Below are 13,731 nucleotides of genomic sequence, written 5' to 3'. Positions count from 1 at the left end.
GCGGACCGCTGAACACCAGCCCCAGCTGGTTCCAGTGCTGGGGCCGCGGTGACCAGCACGCCGGCGGCAACAACGTCTGGTACTGGACCCAGCTGGACAACGGCCAGTGGGGCAACGTCGCCGCCGTCGACCTCCACACCTCCGTCGACCCCGCGCCGGGCCTGCGCGAGTGCTGAGGGACCCCTGAACGGCGGCGCGGCCCCCATCGGCGACACCCGACGGGGGCCGCGCCGCCGTTCAGCCGTGCTGGTGCTGCTCCGGCAGCCGGCTCTCCGGATGCGCCCACAGCAGCACGTTCGCGGGCCGCTCGTCGCGGAAGAAGTCGAGGACGTCCTGGTCCGAATGGCGCAGGCTGAAATGGGTGAGGACGAAGAGGGTCTCCGGGTGGGCCTCGACGACCGGCTTCAGCCGGCTCCACACGGTGTGCCCGACCCGGTCGGCCCGCTCCAGCTCGGCGTCGTCGAGGAACGTGCACTCGGTGATGACCACCGGATACTCCAGCAGCCACGGACTGTCCTCGAAGACGCTCACGTGGGTGTCCCCGAGGAACGCGAACAGCGGCCTGAGCACCTCCCGTTCGACCTCCACGCCCTCCTTGCGGCGCTGCGCGAGGATCCGGCCGAACTCCGCACCCCGGCCCTGCTCCACCAGGCTGCGCCGCAGTTCCTCGTACGCGGGCAGCAGCGCCTTGCGCGGCTCGGAGAACGCGTACCCCACACACGGCACCTTGTGGACGCACTCCACCACCCGCACCCGGTGGCCGCGCCGCCCGAAGGAGAACTCCTCCCCGCCGCGCACCCCGTGCAGCCGGCAGCCCGCGGCGAGCGCAGGATCGTAGGCGGCGCCGTGGTTCAGCTCGGCGGACGCCCGCAGGAACGACTCCACGTACGGCACCGCCGCGGCCGGCAGGTGGATGTCGACCCCGCCGGCCCGGGCGGCGAGGAAGTCGAGGTCCTTGGAGTGGTCGTGGTGGGTGTGGGTGAGGAAGACGGTCTCCGGCTGCCGACCCTCCGCCAGCCCGGCGTCGAGCGCGCACCGCAGCTCCGGGACGTGGAAGAACGTCTTGTCGTTGGCACGCGAATAGCCGGTCAGGGTGAACTCGGTACCGGGTATCCGCCAGGTCTTCCACTGCCGGAACGGGTGCCCCCGCTCCAGCCGGCCGGGATGGGCGGCCGGTGCCGTCCGCGCAGGGGCCAGTGCCATCGGTGCCTCCGTCGGACCGCCGTGATCGGGTGAAGGAGCCGATCGTAACGGCCTGCCCGCCACCGCGGCCTGCAGTTTTCCCGGCGCCCCGCCGACACGGCCGGTACCGCCGACACGGCCGGTGCCGCCGACACGGCCGGTACCGCCGGTACCGTCGGCGCCGCGGATCGTCGGCCGCGCGCCCGCCCGCCGTCAGTCCCCGCCGCTGACCGAGGCCCCCGGCCCCGACCCGCCCACCCTGACACCCCCGACCGCGCCCCCACCCCCGGCCATGCCGCCGCCGGCGGACGTCCGTACGGTGCGCATCCGCACGTACGCGTACACGCAGCCCGCCAGAGCCAGATCGGACAGCAGCATGAACCCGATCGAGTACGAGCCCTTGGCGCTGTAGACGGCGCCCATGACCAGGGGCGGCACGAAGCCGCCCAGGCCGCCGACCGCACCGACGATGCCGGTGACGCTGCCCACCCGCGGTTGCGGCGTCACCTGCGACACCAGGGCGAACACACTGCCGCTGGCCGTGCCGAGCCCGGCCGCGATGCACAGCAGACAGACGGTGCCGACCGGATCCAGAGGCGGATCGAAGGCCTGGACGACGGCCAGGAGCGCCACGAAGGCGAGGGCGCCCGCCGTCACCACGGCGGGATGGACGCGGTCGGCCAGCCAGCCGCCGAACGGACGGGCGACCACGGTCAGCAGGGCGAACCCGGCGGCCTTGGTACCCGCATCCGTCGGCGTCAGCCCGTACCCGGTCCTCAGATACGTCGGCAGGTAGACCCCGAAGGCGACGATCCCGCCGAACCCGATCGCATACAGCGCCGACAGCTCCCAGGTCACCCGCAGCCGCCCGGCCGAGGCGAGCCGGTGCCCGAGCGAACCGGCCGGCATGGGCCGGTCCGGCCGGTCCCGGATCAGCAGTGCCGCCAGCACGGCGTACACGGCCAGTGCGACCGCCACCACCACGAACGGCAGGTGCTCGCCGCGCTGCGCGATGCGCGGGGTGAAGTAGCCGGAGAGCGCCACCCCGCCCATCCCCATGCCGAACACCCCGAGCGCGAACCCGCGCCGTGCCGGCGGGAACCAGGAGTTGACCAGCGGCACGCCGATGGCGAACGTCGTGCCCGCCAGCCCCAGCAGGAAGCCGACCGCCAGCGTCGCCACGTAGGAGTCCCGGGCGGGAATCAGCAGCACCACCGGCACCACGGTGAGCGCGGACACCAGGGGGAACATCCGCCGGGCCCCGTAGCGGTCGGTGAGCGCACCCACCGGGACCCGCCCGAGGGAGCCGACCAGCACGGGCACCGCGACCAGCAGCGACTGCTGCACCGAGGTCAGGCCGAGCCGGTCGTGGTAGTCGCTGCCCAGCGGGGCGACCAGGTCCCAGGCCCAGAAGGTGAGGGTGAACCCGACCGTGGCCACGATCAGGTTCCGCCAGGCGGCAGCTGCTGGGGCGTCGGCTCTCTCCACAGCGCCACGCTAGGGACAGCGCCCGGCGGCGGCGCGCCGGACTGGTCTGTCCGGGCCCACCGGTGCCCGCCGCCGCCCACGCCCGCCGCCGCCCACGCCCGCCGCCGGCGCCCGAAGCCCGGCGCCCGCAGCAGCCTCAGACCGCGTAGCGGTCCGGCGCGAACAGCGAAGGGTTCGCCGCGATCCACTCCGAGGTCCGACGCAACCCCTCCTCCAGTCCGACCCGCGGCCGCCAGCCCGCCCAGTCCCGGGCCCGCGCGTTGTCCGACAGCAGCCGCTGCACCTCACTGCCCGACGGCCGCAGCCGCGCCGGGTCCACCACCACCTCCGCATCCCGCCCGGAAGCCTTCACCAGGGCCTGCGCCAGCGCCCCGACGGATATCTCCTCACCGGTACCGAGGTTGACCACCTCACCCAGCGCCCGCTCGCACTCGGCCACCGCCAGGAAGCCCTCCGCCGTGTCCGTCACGTAGGTGAAGTCCCGGGTCGGCGTCAGCGACCCCAGGCGGATCTCCCGCGACCCGGCGTGCAGCTGGGCCAGGATCGTCGGGATCACCGCGCGCGCCGACTGCCGCGGCCCGTACGTGTTGAACGGACGCACCACCGCCACCGGCAGCTCGAACGCGTGGTGGAAGGAGAGCGCCATCATGTCCGCGCCGATCTTCGACGCCGAGTACGGGGACTGCGGCTGCAGCGGGTGGCTCTCGGGGATCGGGGCGGTCAGCGCCGTCCCGTAGACCTCGCTCGTCGAGGTGTGCACCAGTCGCCGCACCCCGTGCCGCCGGCAGGCCTCCGCCACGTTCTGCGTGCCCGTCACGTTCGTCTGCACGTACGCACCCGGCGAGGCGTAGCTGTACGGAATCCCGATCAGCGCCGCCAGATGGAAGACGGTGTCGCAGCCGGCCACCGCGTCGCTGACCCGGCCCGCGTCCCGGACGTCACCCGCCCACATCTCCACCGGCCCGTCCGGGTCGGCGAGGTAGCGCGCCAGGTGCCCCTTCTCCGCGTACGGCTTGTAGTGGACGAAGGCACGCACCCGCGCCCCCCGTGCCACCAGCAGGTCCACCAGCGTCGAGCCGATGAAGCCCTCCGCGCCGGTGACCAGGACAGTACGGCCGGTCCAGCTGTTCATATGTGCTCCAGATCAGAGAGGACAGAAGAGGGGGCGAGGCCGGCGACGCGCAGGACCTCGGCGGCCAGCAGCTCGGCGGCCCGCGCGTGCGGGCCGGGATCGGCGGCGCCGGCCATCGCCGACAGCCGCGCCGGATCGGCCAGCAGCGGCCCGACGAGGCCGGCGAGGCGCTCGGCGGTGGTCTCGGCGTCGGGCAGCAGCAGCCCGGCGCCCGCGTCCGACAGCACCCGCGCGTTGTGGGTCTGGTGGTCGCCCGGCGCGTACGGGTAGGGCACCAGGACCGCCGGGACCCCGGTCGCCGCCAGCTCCGCGACGGTCGCCGAACCCGCACGGCACACCACCAGGTCGGCGGCCGCGTACACCAGGTCCATCCGGTCCAGGTACGGCACGGCCCGCGCGATCCGCTGCCCGCCCGACAACGCCAGCTCGGCCACCGTGTCCGCCAGTACGGCCGGACCGGTCTTCACCAGCAGCTGCACGTCGTCCCGGTCCTGCCACAGGCCCGCCAGCGCGGCCGCCGCCCGGGTCAGGCGCACCGCGCCCAGGCTGCCGCCGTTGAAGACGACCAGCCGCCGCCCCGACGCCACCCCCAGCGCCCGCCGCGCCTCCACGCGCAGCGCCGCCCGCTGCGCCCCGGGCAGCCGTGCGAGGCCGGACAGGGCCGCCGAGATCGGCATTCCGGTGGTCAGCGCCCGCTGCCCGCCCGAGAGGTGGGCCCGGCTGCGGTCGAAGGCCACCGCGACGTGCGGGGTGAGGCGGGCCGCGAACTGGTTGGCGCGGCCCGGCACCGCGTTGGACTCGTGGATCACGGCCGGCAGCCCGGCCAGCCGGGCCCCGAGCACGGCGGGCGCGCTCGGATACCCGCCCATGCCCACGACGACGTGCGCGCCCTGCGCCCGGATCACCGAGCGCGCCTGGTGCGCGGAGCGCAGCAGCGCCGCGGGCAGCAGGTACCGCTTCGCGCCCAGCGCGGGATCGAAGGGGATCATGTCGACGGTGTGCAGGCGGTAGCCGGCACCGGGGATCAGCTCCCCCTCCAGGCCCCGCTCGGTCCCGATGAACGAGACCACGGCGCCGGGCACGGCGGCCCGCAGCGCCTCCGCGAGAGCCAGACCGGGATAGATGTGCCCGCCGGTGCCGCCCGCACCGATCACGACGGACAGCGCCCCGGCCGCAGCCGGGTGTGGTGTGGTGGTGGTCATGGGCGCACACTCCCGGTGCGTCCTAAGAACGTTCTAAGAGGTTCTCTCAGAAGCCTTTGGCAGGCTGTGCCCCCATGAGCTCCACGAACAGCACGGACGCCACGAACAGCACGGACGCCGCGGGCTCCGGGCGGCGCATCCTCGTCGTCGACGACGAGCCCGAGGTACGGGCGGCCGTCGAGGACGGACTCACCGTCGAGGGCTACGAGGTCCGCGGCGCCGCCGACGGCCTCGCCGCCCTCTCCCAGGTGGCGGCCTGGGAGCCCGACGCGGTCGTCCTCGACGTCATGATGCCGGTCCTCGACGGCCTCGGCGTCTGCCGGCAGCTGCGGGCGATGGGCGACCGCACCCCCGTCCTCGTCCTGACCGCCCTGGACTCCGTCAGCGAACGCGTCGACGGACTGGAGGCGGGCGCCGACGACTACCTCGTCAAACCCTTCGCCCTCGACGAGCTGACCGCCCGGGTCCGCGCCCTGCTGCGGCGGGCCGCACCCGCCCCCGCCGGCGCCGCCCCGCTCGCCTTCGCCGACCTCGTCCTGGACCCCGCGACCCGCACCGGCCGCCGGGGCGGCCGCCCGCTGGAGTTCAGCCGCACCGAAGCGGCCCTCCTCGAACTCCTCCTGCGCCACCCCGGCCAGGTACTCCCGCGCGAGCTCATCCTCGAACTGGTGTGGGGACGCGACTTCGGCCCGGACTCCAACTCCCTCGCCGTCTACATCGGCTACCTGCGCCGCAAACTGGAAGCCGCGGGCGAAGCACGCCTCGTGCACACCGTCCACGGTGTCGGCTACCGGCTGGACGCGCCGTGAGCACCGGCCGCCGGCGCCTCGGCCGGGTCTGGCGCCGGCGCGGCCCCCTGCGCACCCGCCTCGCCCTGTCCGTCACCGCCGCCGTCGCCCTTGTCGCGGTCGGGGTGTGCGCGGCGGCGTACCTGGTGGTCCGCTCCGCCCTCTACGAACAGCTCGACCTCAGTCTCACCCAGTCCGCGCGCCTGGCCGCCCAGCGCAACCCCGGATCCGCACCGGGCGTCCTGGCGGGGGAGTGCCGCTTCCTGGCCGCACCCGCCTGCGCCGAGGTCGTCCCCGCCGACCCCGCCGACGACCCCCGCCCGCCGGGACAGCTCCCCGTCACCCCCGCCGCCCGCACGGTCGCCGCCGGCACGAAGTCCCCCTACTACACGAACATCACGGTCGCCGGACACCCCGCCCGGATGCTCACCACCGACTACGCCAAGGGCCGCGCGCTCCAGGTCGCCCTGCGCGCCGACACCGTCCGGGACGGCATCGAGGAAGCCGCCCGCTGGCTGGCCCTGACCGCGGCCGCCGGCGTCCTGCTGGCCGCCCTCCTCGGGTACTGGGTCTCACGCACCGGCCTGGCCCCGGTCGCCCGGCTCACCGCGACCGCCGAGCGGATCGCCGCCACCCGCGACGCCCGCCACCGCATCGAACTGCCCTCACCGGGACGCGAGGACGAGATCACCCGCCTGGCCACCAGCTTCAACACCATGCTGGACGAACTCGAACAGTCCGTCGCCGCACAGCGCCGGCTCGTCGCCGACGCCTCCCACGAACTGCGCACCCCGCTCACGGCACTGCGCACCAACGCCGAACTCCTCGCCCGCGCCGACCGCCTCACCCCCGAGCAGCGCGACCGCGCCTCCGCCGCGCTGGGCCGGCAACTGCGCGAGGTGACGGGCCTGGTGGGCGACCTGATCGAGCTGGCCCGCGACGAAGAACCCCAGCCGCTGGTGGAACAGGTCCGCCTGGGCACCCTGGTGGAACACTGCGCGCAGGCCGCCCGTACGCACTGGCCGGCGGTGCCCTTCCACGTCCGGGTGCCGGCCGAGCCCGTCGTGGTGCCCGGCGTCCCCGCACGGCTCAGCCGCCTGCTGGGCAACCTCCTGGACAACGCCGCCAAGTTCAGCCCCTCCGGCCTGCCCGTCGAGGTCGAGCTGACGGCGGGCACCCCGGGCCGGGGCCCGCAGCTGACGGTCCGCGACCACGGCCCCGGCATCGCGCCGCAGGACCTCCCGCACGTCTTCGACCGCTTCTACCGCGCCGGCACGGCCCGCGCCCTGCCCGGCTCGGGCCTGGGCCTGGCCATGGCCCGCCAGATCGCCCGGGCCCACAGTGCCGACCTGACGGCGGAACCCGCCCCGGGCGGCGGCGCCCTCTTCCGCCTCGCGTTCTGAGGCGGAGGCCCGCCGGACCGGCACCGACGGGAGGAACTTGACCCTCACGCGGCGTCAGGCCGCACAGTGGGTGCCGTGGAAGATCACTGGACCGTCGGACGCGTGGCAGAGCTGGCCGGCGTCAGCGTCCGCACGCTGCACCACTACGACCACATCGGGCTCGTCCGGCCCTCGGCGCGGACCCCGGCCGGGTACCGGGCCTACGCGGCCGGCGACGTGGAGCGGCTGCGGGAGGTACTGGCCTACCGGCGGCTGGGCTTCGGGCTGCGGGAGATCGCCGAACTGGTCGGCGACCCGTCCACCGACGCCGCCGCGCACCTGCGCCGGCTGCGCGGCGTACTGCTGGAGCGGCGTGAGCGCGCCGACGCCATGGTGGCGGCCATCGACAGGGAACTGTCGGCACGGGCGAAGGGACTGAAGGTGACACCGGAGCAGCAGCTGGGGATGCTCGGTGCACGGCTGTACGACGCGATCGGCTGCGCCTACCCGGCGACACGGCGCACCGATCCGCGGATCGCCGCGCAGATCCGGGAGGCGCTCGGGGACGCGCGCACCGTGCTGAACGTCGGGGCCGGCACCGGCTCCTACGAGCCCGCCGACCGCGAGGTGACCGCGGTGGAGCCCTCGGCGGTCATGCGCCGGCAGCGGCCCGCCGGCTCGGCGCCGTGCGTGGCCGCCGCCGCGGAGGACCTGCCGTTTGAGGACCGGTCGTTCGACGTCGCGATGGCCGTCTCCACCGTTCACCACTGGGCGGACCCGATGGCCGGGCTGCGCGAGATGCGGCGGGTGGCCCGCCGCGCGGTGGTGCTCACCTTCGACACCGACGAGCCGGGATGGCAGGACCGGTTCTGGCTCACCCGCGACTACCTGCCCGAGTTCGCCGCCGTCCTCGCCGGCTTCCCGCCGCTCGCCAGGATGGCCGGAGCGATCGGCGCCCGCGCCGAGCCGGTGCCGGTCCCGTGGGACTGCGCCGACGGCCTGTTCGAGGCGTACTGGCGCCGGCCGGGCGCGTACCTGGAGGACCGCGTGCGCCGGGCGATGTCGGTGTGGACCAGGGTCGGGCCGCGGGCCGAGCAGCGGGCGGTGCGCAGCCTCGCCGACGACCTCGCCTCCGGCCGGTGGGCCGAGCGCAACGGCCACCTCGCCGGCCTCGACGCGGCGGACCTCGGCCTGCGCCTGCTCGTGGCCTGACCGTCCGTGGCCCCGCCGCCGGGTTCTAGCGGGGCGGCTCGCACCGTGCGGGAAGGGTCACGGTCCCGGGCCGGTGCTCGAAGGTGTCCATGACCAGCCACTCGTCCATCTCGGGGTCGTAGAGGTTCTGGACACCGAACTGCAGCACCTGCCAGAAGGTGCCCCGGTTGTCCTCGTCTACGTAGATGTCGCCGAGCGCGAGCGGCAGTCGCGGGTGGTTCCCGGGGGGCAGCTGCGGGAGGACCACGCCCACCCTCCAGTGGTCCACGTGCCGCTGCGGGGTGCGCCGCAGGGTCTCCCGTCCGACGAACCGGGCGTTCTCGAAGCCCCGGTTCAGGTCCTCCAGGCTGAAGCCCGGGATCGCTGAGCAGGGGTGTTCGTTCAGACCGGGCCACTTGTACGTGAGGGTGTAGAGCGTGCCGCGGTGGATCAGGTTGGTGAACCAGATCGGGTACTGCGGGCCTCCCGCGGTCATCTGGCTGTCGCCGTTCCTGCCTTCCCAGGTGAACGGCACCGTGATGTCCAGGTCCCGGACGATGTACTTGCCCTTGCCGCGGAAGTCGCGGGGGAGACGGGGCGGAGGCGGTGTCGGGGAGGCGTCCTGCCGCACGGCCGCGGCCGCGGCCGCGGCCGCGGCCCCGGTCGCGGCCGTGGTCCCGGCCCGGGGCTCGGCGCCGGCGGAGGGAGGGGCCGCCAGGACGAGCGCGACCGCTGCGGCAAGAGCGGCCGGCGCGGCCGTCCGGCGTACGCCTTTCCAACCCATGGTCTCCCTCGGCTGTCACATCGGGCGCCGGCGCGGCGGCGCAGGGGGCGAATGCGGTGATGCTGGGAGACCGTCCCCGGAATCAAACATTCCGAAACCGGCGGTCACTCGGGATGCGCCACCGCGTCCCTCTGCAGTTCCACCGCTGCCAGCAGGCTCAGCTTCGGCTCCGCCCGGCGCAGTGCCTTCACCGCGTCGACCGAGCCGACGTCCCCCGCGAAACCGACGGCCGCCAGCCGGGAGCGGACCCAGCGGGCCCGCACCTGTGTCGCGCCGGCGACGGCGGCGGCCTCGACGACCGCGGCCGCGCGTTCCAGCCCCGGACGCTCCTCGGGCGAAGCCGCCTCCAGCGCCTGGCGCAGGGAGGCCGCGATCGTGTCCGCGTCACGGATGGTCAGTACGAACGTGTGCTTGGTGTCCGATCCCAGGAATCCAGTCATGTGGATCATCGTGGTGGCCGCGTTCCGCACACGGCAAGGGACTTGAGGACCAAGGGGACTACGACCACAGGCTGACCGCCGGCGCCGGCGCCGGCCGCCCGGTCAGGCCCCTGCCGCGCCCTCCGCCACGGCGGCGGCCTCCGTCTCGGCCTCCCAGCGCAGCAGGTCGCCCGGCTGGCACTCGAGCGCCTCGCAGAGCGCGGCGAGCGTCGCGAAGCGCACCGCCTTGGCGCGGCCGTTCTTCAGCACCGCCAGGTTGGCCGGCGTGATCCCCACCCGGTCCGCGAGCTCCCCCACGGACATCTTCCGCCTGGCCAGCATCACGTCGATGTCGACGGTGATGGGCATCAGATCACCTCGTCCAACTCGGCCCGCATCTGCGCCGCTTCGCCGTCGCGCGCGACGGCCTGCGCGAGCAGCATCCGCAGTACCAGCACGATGAGCGCGACCCCCAGCACGGCCAGGCCGATTCCGCCCATGATCACAGTAACGCCCGGATCCTCCCGCTGGCCGGGGGCGTTGACCGCCGTGACCGCGAACCACAGCACGGCCACCGCCGTGATTGCGCCGATCACGCCGTCCACGTACCGGAAGGCGGCATGGGAGAACACGGTTCCGCGCCGCACCATCGCCGTCAGCCGCCATACGCAGACCAGGGCCACCTGGGCCGCCACCATGCCCAGGACCACGATCACGCGCATCGGGGTCAACGGCAGCGACCCCTCCTTCTCGCCCGTGACCAGCGCCCACACCATCCCTGCCTGCACGAACACGGTGCCGGCGAACACCACCGCGAGCACGGCGCGCAACGCGCGCACTGTCAGCTTCCCCACGACCCATCCTTCCATCGACCCGCGATGGAAATCTATCGAAAATCGATAGGTCAAGCAAGGTGTGGGACGAGCGGGCGGCCATTTCGCACCCGCCCGGGCTGCCATGTGGGGGAGGCCGCCCGTGTGGCGGCTGCCGCGCGGAGCGGCCGAACAGAATAGTTCTCCACGGACGCAGGACCGGATCAGGGTGCAGACCCGGAAGGACGCGGCGTGGACAATTCTTTGCTGGCCCACATCGAAGCAGCCGTCGGCAGCGGCAAGGTCGTCGTCTCGGCAGAGGACGACGCGGTCGTGGCCCTCGTGCAGGAGACCATCAAGAGCGGCAGAACCGCATCCTTCTACCTGTCCCGCGAACAGGCCCGCACCCTCCGGGACCTGCACTGGACGCCCGAGCTCGTCAGGGACTCCCGGCTCGAACAGGTCTCCGACAAGGAGAAGGCGCGGATCGAGTCCGAGTTGGGCATCGCCGACATCGGCACCTTCCGGTTCGGCCGCTTCGCGTGCCGGCAGGGCCACGAGTTCAGCGCCTTCGACTTCCTCCGGCACGGAATCCGCGAGCACGGGCCGGCCGCGGTACAGGCGATCTTCGAGCTGAAGAACGCCGCCTTCCTCCGCGTCAACCCGTACTTCGCCGTCAACTGCGCCACCTGCGACCAGCCGATGGAAGGCGGCATCACGTACGAGGGCGACACCTACGCGGGCTGCTCCTACCCGGACCCGCCGGTCTGCAGGTAGCCCGCTCCACCCGTGCGCTGCGTGACGTTCAGCCCGGACGGCCGCACCCTCGTCACCGCGAGCGAGGACGGCACCGCCCGCGTCTGGAACGTCACCGATCCGCGCAGGCCCCGGCTGGCATCGGTCATCTCGCCCGAGGGCGGCGAGGTCGGCGGTACCGCCTTCGCCCCGGACGGCCGCCTCCTGGCCGTCTGGGCGCAGGCCACGGCCGGCCTGTGGGACCTGACCGACCCCGCCGACCCCCGCCCGCTGAGCCGGATCGCCGAGGGCGGCCGGCACGTCACGGCGGCCTCGTTCCGCCCGGACGGCCGCACCCTGGTCACCAGCACCGGCGAGTCCGGCTCCCTCGCCTTCTGGGACATCACCCGGCCGCGCACCCCCCGAGAACTCCCCTCCCCGCTCCGCTCCGTCCCTCTCACCGGCGCCGTCTTCAGCCCCGACAACCGCCGACTGGCCGCCTTCCACCGGACGGACAAGGCCGTCTGGCTGATCGACGTGCACGACATCCACCACCCGGCGCAGACGACCCGGCTGCCGGCCTCCGGCTCCTGGATCTACACGCTGGCCTTCGACGCCGCAGGCCACCGACTGGCAGCCGGCGCCGCGGACGGCAAGGCCCTCCTGTGGGACCTGGACGGCCCGGCCGCCCCCACCGCCCTGACCGGCCACGCGAACCCCGTACCGGCCGTGGCCTTCAGCCCGGACGGCGCCACCCTGGCCACCGGCGGCAACGACTTCACGCTCCGCCTGCGCGACACCCGCCCGAACGCGGTCACCACCCGCATCTGCGACAGCGCCCACCCCCGCATCACCAGGGCCCAGTGGACCCAGCACTTCCCGGCCCTCGCCTTCACCCCGCCCTGCCCCGCCCGGTGACCGCCGGGCAGAAGACGCGCGTACGGCCCTTCCCTACCCCCGTTCCCACGAGCTGCAGCCGTGCGGGCCCCCCGGCGCCGCCGAGCTGCCGCTCGGGCAGGGGACCGGGTCCGACGCGGGTGCGGAAGGCCGCTCCCAGCGCGGCCGAGGCTCCGCCGGAGCGGCCGCCGGACCCTCCAGGTACACGGTGGCCGCCCCACCGCCCAGCACCAGCACCGCCCAACCACCCCACAACCACCGCCGCATCGGCGTCAGCACCCCATCCCCCTGTGCGTCGCTCCCCTTTGAACCCGCGACGGCCCATTCTCCCGGTGGCGAGCCGTGCCGTGGGCGGACACATCTGCGGGATGCGCTGCGGGTGTTCCCGAGCGAGCGGTTGGGGGAGGCGGTCCGCACTCTCCGGCCGGCCGTGCCCGACTGCGGGGGTGAATCCGCCCGGTACTCACCCCCGTATGAGTAGCCGCCCCGATGCGGCGCGCACACCCCCGCCCCTACCTTCTCGATCATGAACTCCGTCCAGCCGGCCGCCGGCACGACCACGCCCCGCCCGAGTGCGCGCCTCCTTCGTACGGCCCTGGTGCTCGCCGGCACCGCACTCCTGTTGTCCATGTCCTGGGGCGGCTACCGCTTGTGGAACGGTGCGCCGTACCCGGAGGTCGACCCGAACGTGGTCGCCATGCGGCTCAGGGACCAGGCCGAGCGTGTGGAGGAGGACCTGGAGGGGCGCTCCCGCTTCGAGGCCCGCCACGTGGACACGGGCGCCTGCTACTACCGCGGTCTGCGGTCCTTCGCCCACATCGACGAGGCCCGCAGCGACGTGCGCAGCTTCGACCTCGACTGGAGGGCGACGGGCGTTCCGCAGGCCGAGGCCCGTGCCGGTCAGGAACGCATCCGCAACCGGCTGTCGCAACAGGGCTGGAAGCCCACCAGCGAGCACACGTCCGACATGCGGTTCCGCTTCGAGCACCCGGGCACCGGCGACACGGTCGACGTGGGCTGGTACGAGACGACCGGGACGCTCGCCGTCAGCATCTACGCGCCCTGCGGGAAAGTCCCCGACGGTTTCGACGAGTAGGCCCCGTCCGCTCCGCTCCGCTCCGGCCCGGATCCGGTCCCCGCTCTCTGCCCCGGGCAGGCCGGCCGCGCACCGGCCTGCGCCGAGGTGGTCTGCGGGCCCGTCAGTAGGTGGGGCAGATGTTGGCCTGGACCGTGGCGAGGATGAGCGCGCTCTTGGTCGGGCCGAAGCCGTTGGGGTGGTTGGGGCCGATGAAGCGCTGCTCGACCTGGGCGATGCGCTTGGTGGGGTCCTTCTCGTCCTTCATGGCCGTGCACTGGTCGCGGCCGCGGCTGATGGCGGTGTCCTCCTTGCCGTTGACGATCTCGGGGTCGATGCCGGTCAGCGTGGCGAGGTAGATGACGCGCTTGTCGCCGGTGGGCGCGGGCGGGATCCCGGCGGCTTCCGTGGCCCCGGGGCCGGCGGGCGTCGTCGCCACGGTGGCGGCCGGGGTGGGTTTGGCGTCGGCCTCGGGCTCGCCGGCGCAGCCGGCCAGGGCGAGGAGTGCGGCGGTGGCCAGCAGAGCGGCTGCTTGATGTGTGCGCATCAGGACATGGTGGGCCCCGCGCGGGGCGGGGGAGCGGCCCGTGACGCAGCTGTGACGAGAGCGGGGGGTGCCGGGAGCGCGCGGGCACCGCCGCCGG

At 74.1% G+C, this 13,731-nt stretch carries 15 protein-coding genes; 6 read left to right on the top strand and 9 right to left on the bottom strand.

Translation table 11 applies throughout. The annotated features are described in order from the left end of the window. Window positions 1-237 precede the first annotated feature (237 nt). From E6U81_RS25950 to E6U81_RS25930, 4 genes are all read right to left on the bottom strand, one after another. Window positions 238-1,203 (bottom strand): MBL fold metallo-hydrolase, encoded by a 966-nt coding sequence (locus E6U81_RS25950; RefSeq protein WP_136232505.1) that lies wholly within the window; start codon window positions 1,201-1,203, stop codon window positions 238-240. Window positions 1,204-1,395: 192 nt separating this feature from the next. Beyond that, complete coding sequence (locus E6U81_RS25940) at window positions 1,396-2,670, bottom strand: MFS transporter (RefSeq protein WP_136232504.1); 1,275 nt, start codon at window positions 2,668-2,670, stop codon at window positions 1,396-1,398. Window positions 2,671-2,806: 136 nt separating this feature from the next. Next, window positions 2,807-3,802, bottom strand: a complete 996-nt coding sequence (locus E6U81_RS25935; protein WP_136232503.1) for an SDR family NAD(P)-dependent oxidoreductase — start codon at window positions 3,800-3,802, stop codon at window positions 2,807-2,809. After that, a complete protein-coding gene (locus tag E6U81_RS25930) occupies window positions 3,799-5,004 on the bottom strand; it encodes a UDP-N-acetylglucosamine--N-acetylmuramyl-(pentapeptide) pyrophosphoryl-undecaprenol N-acetylglucosamine transferase (RefSeq protein WP_136232502.1) in 1,206 nt (401 codons plus the stop codon). Before E6U81_RS25930 ends, E6U81_RS25935 begins: the two co-directional genes overlap by 4 nt. A 74-nt stretch (window positions 5,005-5,078) precedes the next feature. On the opposite strand from E6U81_RS25930, the gene E6U81_RS25925 reads away from it, so the two are divergent. The 3 genes from E6U81_RS25925 (at window position 5,079) to E6U81_RS25915 (ending at window position 8,386) form a co-directional block, all read left to right on the top strand. After that, entirely contained in the window at window positions 5,079-5,813 is a 735-nt protein-coding gene (locus E6U81_RS25925; RefSeq protein WP_136232501.1) for a response regulator transcription factor, read from the top strand. Beyond that, window positions 5,810-7,195 carry a HAMP domain-containing sensor histidine kinase gene (locus tag E6U81_RS25920; RefSeq protein WP_136232500.1) on the top strand — a complete coding sequence of 462 codons (1,386 nt, stop codon included), beginning with the start codon at window positions 5,810-5,812 and terminating at the stop codon, window positions 7,193-7,195. The genes E6U81_RS25925 and E6U81_RS25920 overlap by 4 nt, the downstream gene beginning before the upstream one ends. A 66-nt stretch (window positions 7,196-7,261) precedes the next feature. Next, window positions 7,262-8,386 (top strand): MerR family transcriptional regulator, encoded by a 1,125-nt coding sequence (locus tag E6U81_RS25915; protein WP_136232499.1) that lies wholly within the window; start codon window positions 7,262-7,264, stop codon window positions 8,384-8,386. 25 nt (window positions 8,387-8,411) lie between these two features. On the opposite strand, the gene E6U81_RS25910 is transcribed toward E6U81_RS25915, so the two are convergent. From E6U81_RS25910 to E6U81_RS25895, 4 genes are all read right to left on the bottom strand, one after another. Further along, the gene (locus tag E6U81_RS25910) at window positions 8,412-9,149 is read right to left on the bottom strand and encodes a hypothetical protein (RefSeq protein ID WP_136232498.1); all 738 of its coding nucleotides are present in this window, start codon (window positions 9,147-9,149) and stop codon (window positions 8,412-8,414) included. Window positions 9,150-9,253: 104 nt separating this feature from the next. After that, on the bottom strand, window positions 9,254-9,589 hold the full coding sequence (locus E6U81_RS25905; RefSeq protein ID WP_136232497.1) for a hypothetical protein: 336 nt from the start codon (window positions 9,587-9,589) through the stop codon (window positions 9,254-9,256). A 102-nt stretch (window positions 9,590-9,691) separates the two neighbouring features. Continuing rightward, window positions 9,692-9,937, bottom strand: coding sequence for a helix-turn-helix transcriptional regulator (locus E6U81_RS25900; RefSeq protein WP_136232496.1), 246 nt, complete (start codon window positions 9,935-9,937; stop codon window positions 9,692-9,694). Then, window positions 9,937-10,422: a DUF2975 domain-containing protein gene (locus E6U81_RS25895; protein ID WP_136232495.1), complete on the bottom strand. Its 486-nt coding sequence runs from the start codon at window positions 10,420-10,422 to the stop codon at window positions 9,937-9,939. The genes E6U81_RS25900 and E6U81_RS25895 overlap by 1 nt, the downstream gene beginning before the upstream one ends. A 210-nt stretch (window positions 10,423-10,632) precedes the next feature. Between E6U81_RS25895 and E6U81_RS25890 the strand changes: the two genes are divergently transcribed. The 3 genes from E6U81_RS25890 (at window position 10,633) to E6U81_RS25880 (ending at window position 13,108) form a co-directional block, all read left to right on the top strand. Continuing rightward, the gene (locus E6U81_RS25890; protein ID WP_136232494.1) at window positions 10,633-11,157 is read left to right on the top strand and encodes a hypothetical protein; all 525 of its coding nucleotides are present in this window, start codon (window positions 10,633-10,635) and stop codon (window positions 11,155-11,157) included. Between the two features lie 21 nt (window positions 11,158-11,178). Then, window positions 11,179-12,033 carry a hypothetical protein gene (locus E6U81_RS25885; protein ID WP_168714743.1) on the top strand — a complete coding sequence of 285 codons (855 nt, stop codon included), beginning with the start codon at window positions 11,179-11,181 and terminating at the stop codon, window positions 12,031-12,033. A gap of 505 nt (window positions 12,034-12,538) precedes the next feature. Continuing rightward, window positions 12,539-13,108: a hypothetical protein gene (locus tag E6U81_RS25880; RefSeq protein WP_136232492.1), complete on the top strand. Its 570-nt coding sequence runs from the start codon at window positions 12,539-12,541 to the stop codon at window positions 13,106-13,108. Window positions 13,109-13,211: 103 nt separating this feature from the next. On the opposite strand, the gene E6U81_RS25875 is transcribed toward E6U81_RS25880, so the two are convergent. Beyond that, entirely contained in the window at window positions 13,212-13,634 is a 423-nt protein-coding gene (locus E6U81_RS25875) for a hypothetical protein (RefSeq protein ID WP_136232491.1), read from the bottom strand. Between the last annotated feature and the right edge of the window lie 97 nt (window positions 13,635-13,731).

This window comes from Streptomyces sp. A0592 (assembly GCF_004795115.1).
GTDB classification, from domain to species: Bacteria; Actinomycetota; Actinomycetes; order Streptomycetales; family Streptomycetaceae; genus Streptomyces; species Streptomyces erythrochromogenes.
The sequence above is the reverse complement of the archived record's forward strand: the minus strand, read 5'-3'. Positions and strand labels throughout refer to the sequence as shown.

What these genes read in the sequence shown, in the direction of transcription:
- E6U81_RS25950 (WP_136232505.1), bottom strand. Translation starts at nt 1,203, where the DNA reads ATGGCACTGGCCCCTGCGCGGACGGCACCGGCCGCCCATCCCGGCCGG.
- E6U81_RS25935 (WP_136232503.1), bottom strand. Translation starts at nt 3,802, where the DNA reads ATGAACAGCTGGACCGGCCGTACTGTCCTGGTCACCGGCGCGGAGGGC.
- E6U81_RS25930 (WP_136232502.1), bottom strand. Translation starts at nt 5,004, where the DNA reads ATGACCACCACCACACCACACCCGGCTGCGGCCGGGGCGCTGTCCGTC.
- E6U81_RS25925 (WP_136232501.1), top strand. Translation starts at nt 5,079, where the DNA reads ATGAGCTCCACGAACAGCACGGACGCCACGAACAGCACGGACGCCGCG.
- E6U81_RS25910 (WP_136232498.1), bottom strand. Translation starts at nt 9,149, where the DNA reads ATGGGTTGGAAAGGCGTACGCCGGACGGCCGCGCCGGCCGCTCTTGCC.
- E6U81_RS25905 (WP_136232497.1), bottom strand. Translation starts at nt 9,589, where the DNA reads ATGACTGGATTCCTGGGATCGGACACCAAGCACACGTTCGTACTGACC.
- E6U81_RS25900 (WP_136232496.1), bottom strand. Translation starts at nt 9,937, where the DNA reads ATGCCCATCACCGTCGACATCGACGTGATGCTGGCCAGGCGGAAGATG.
- E6U81_RS25880 (WP_136232492.1), top strand. Translation starts at nt 12,539, where the DNA reads ATGAACTCCGTCCAGCCGGCCGCCGGCACGACCACGCCCCGCCCGAGT.
- E6U81_RS25875 (WP_136232491.1), bottom strand. Translation starts at nt 13,634, where the DNA reads ATGCGCACACATCAAGCAGCCGCTCTGCTGGCCACCGCCGCACTCCTC.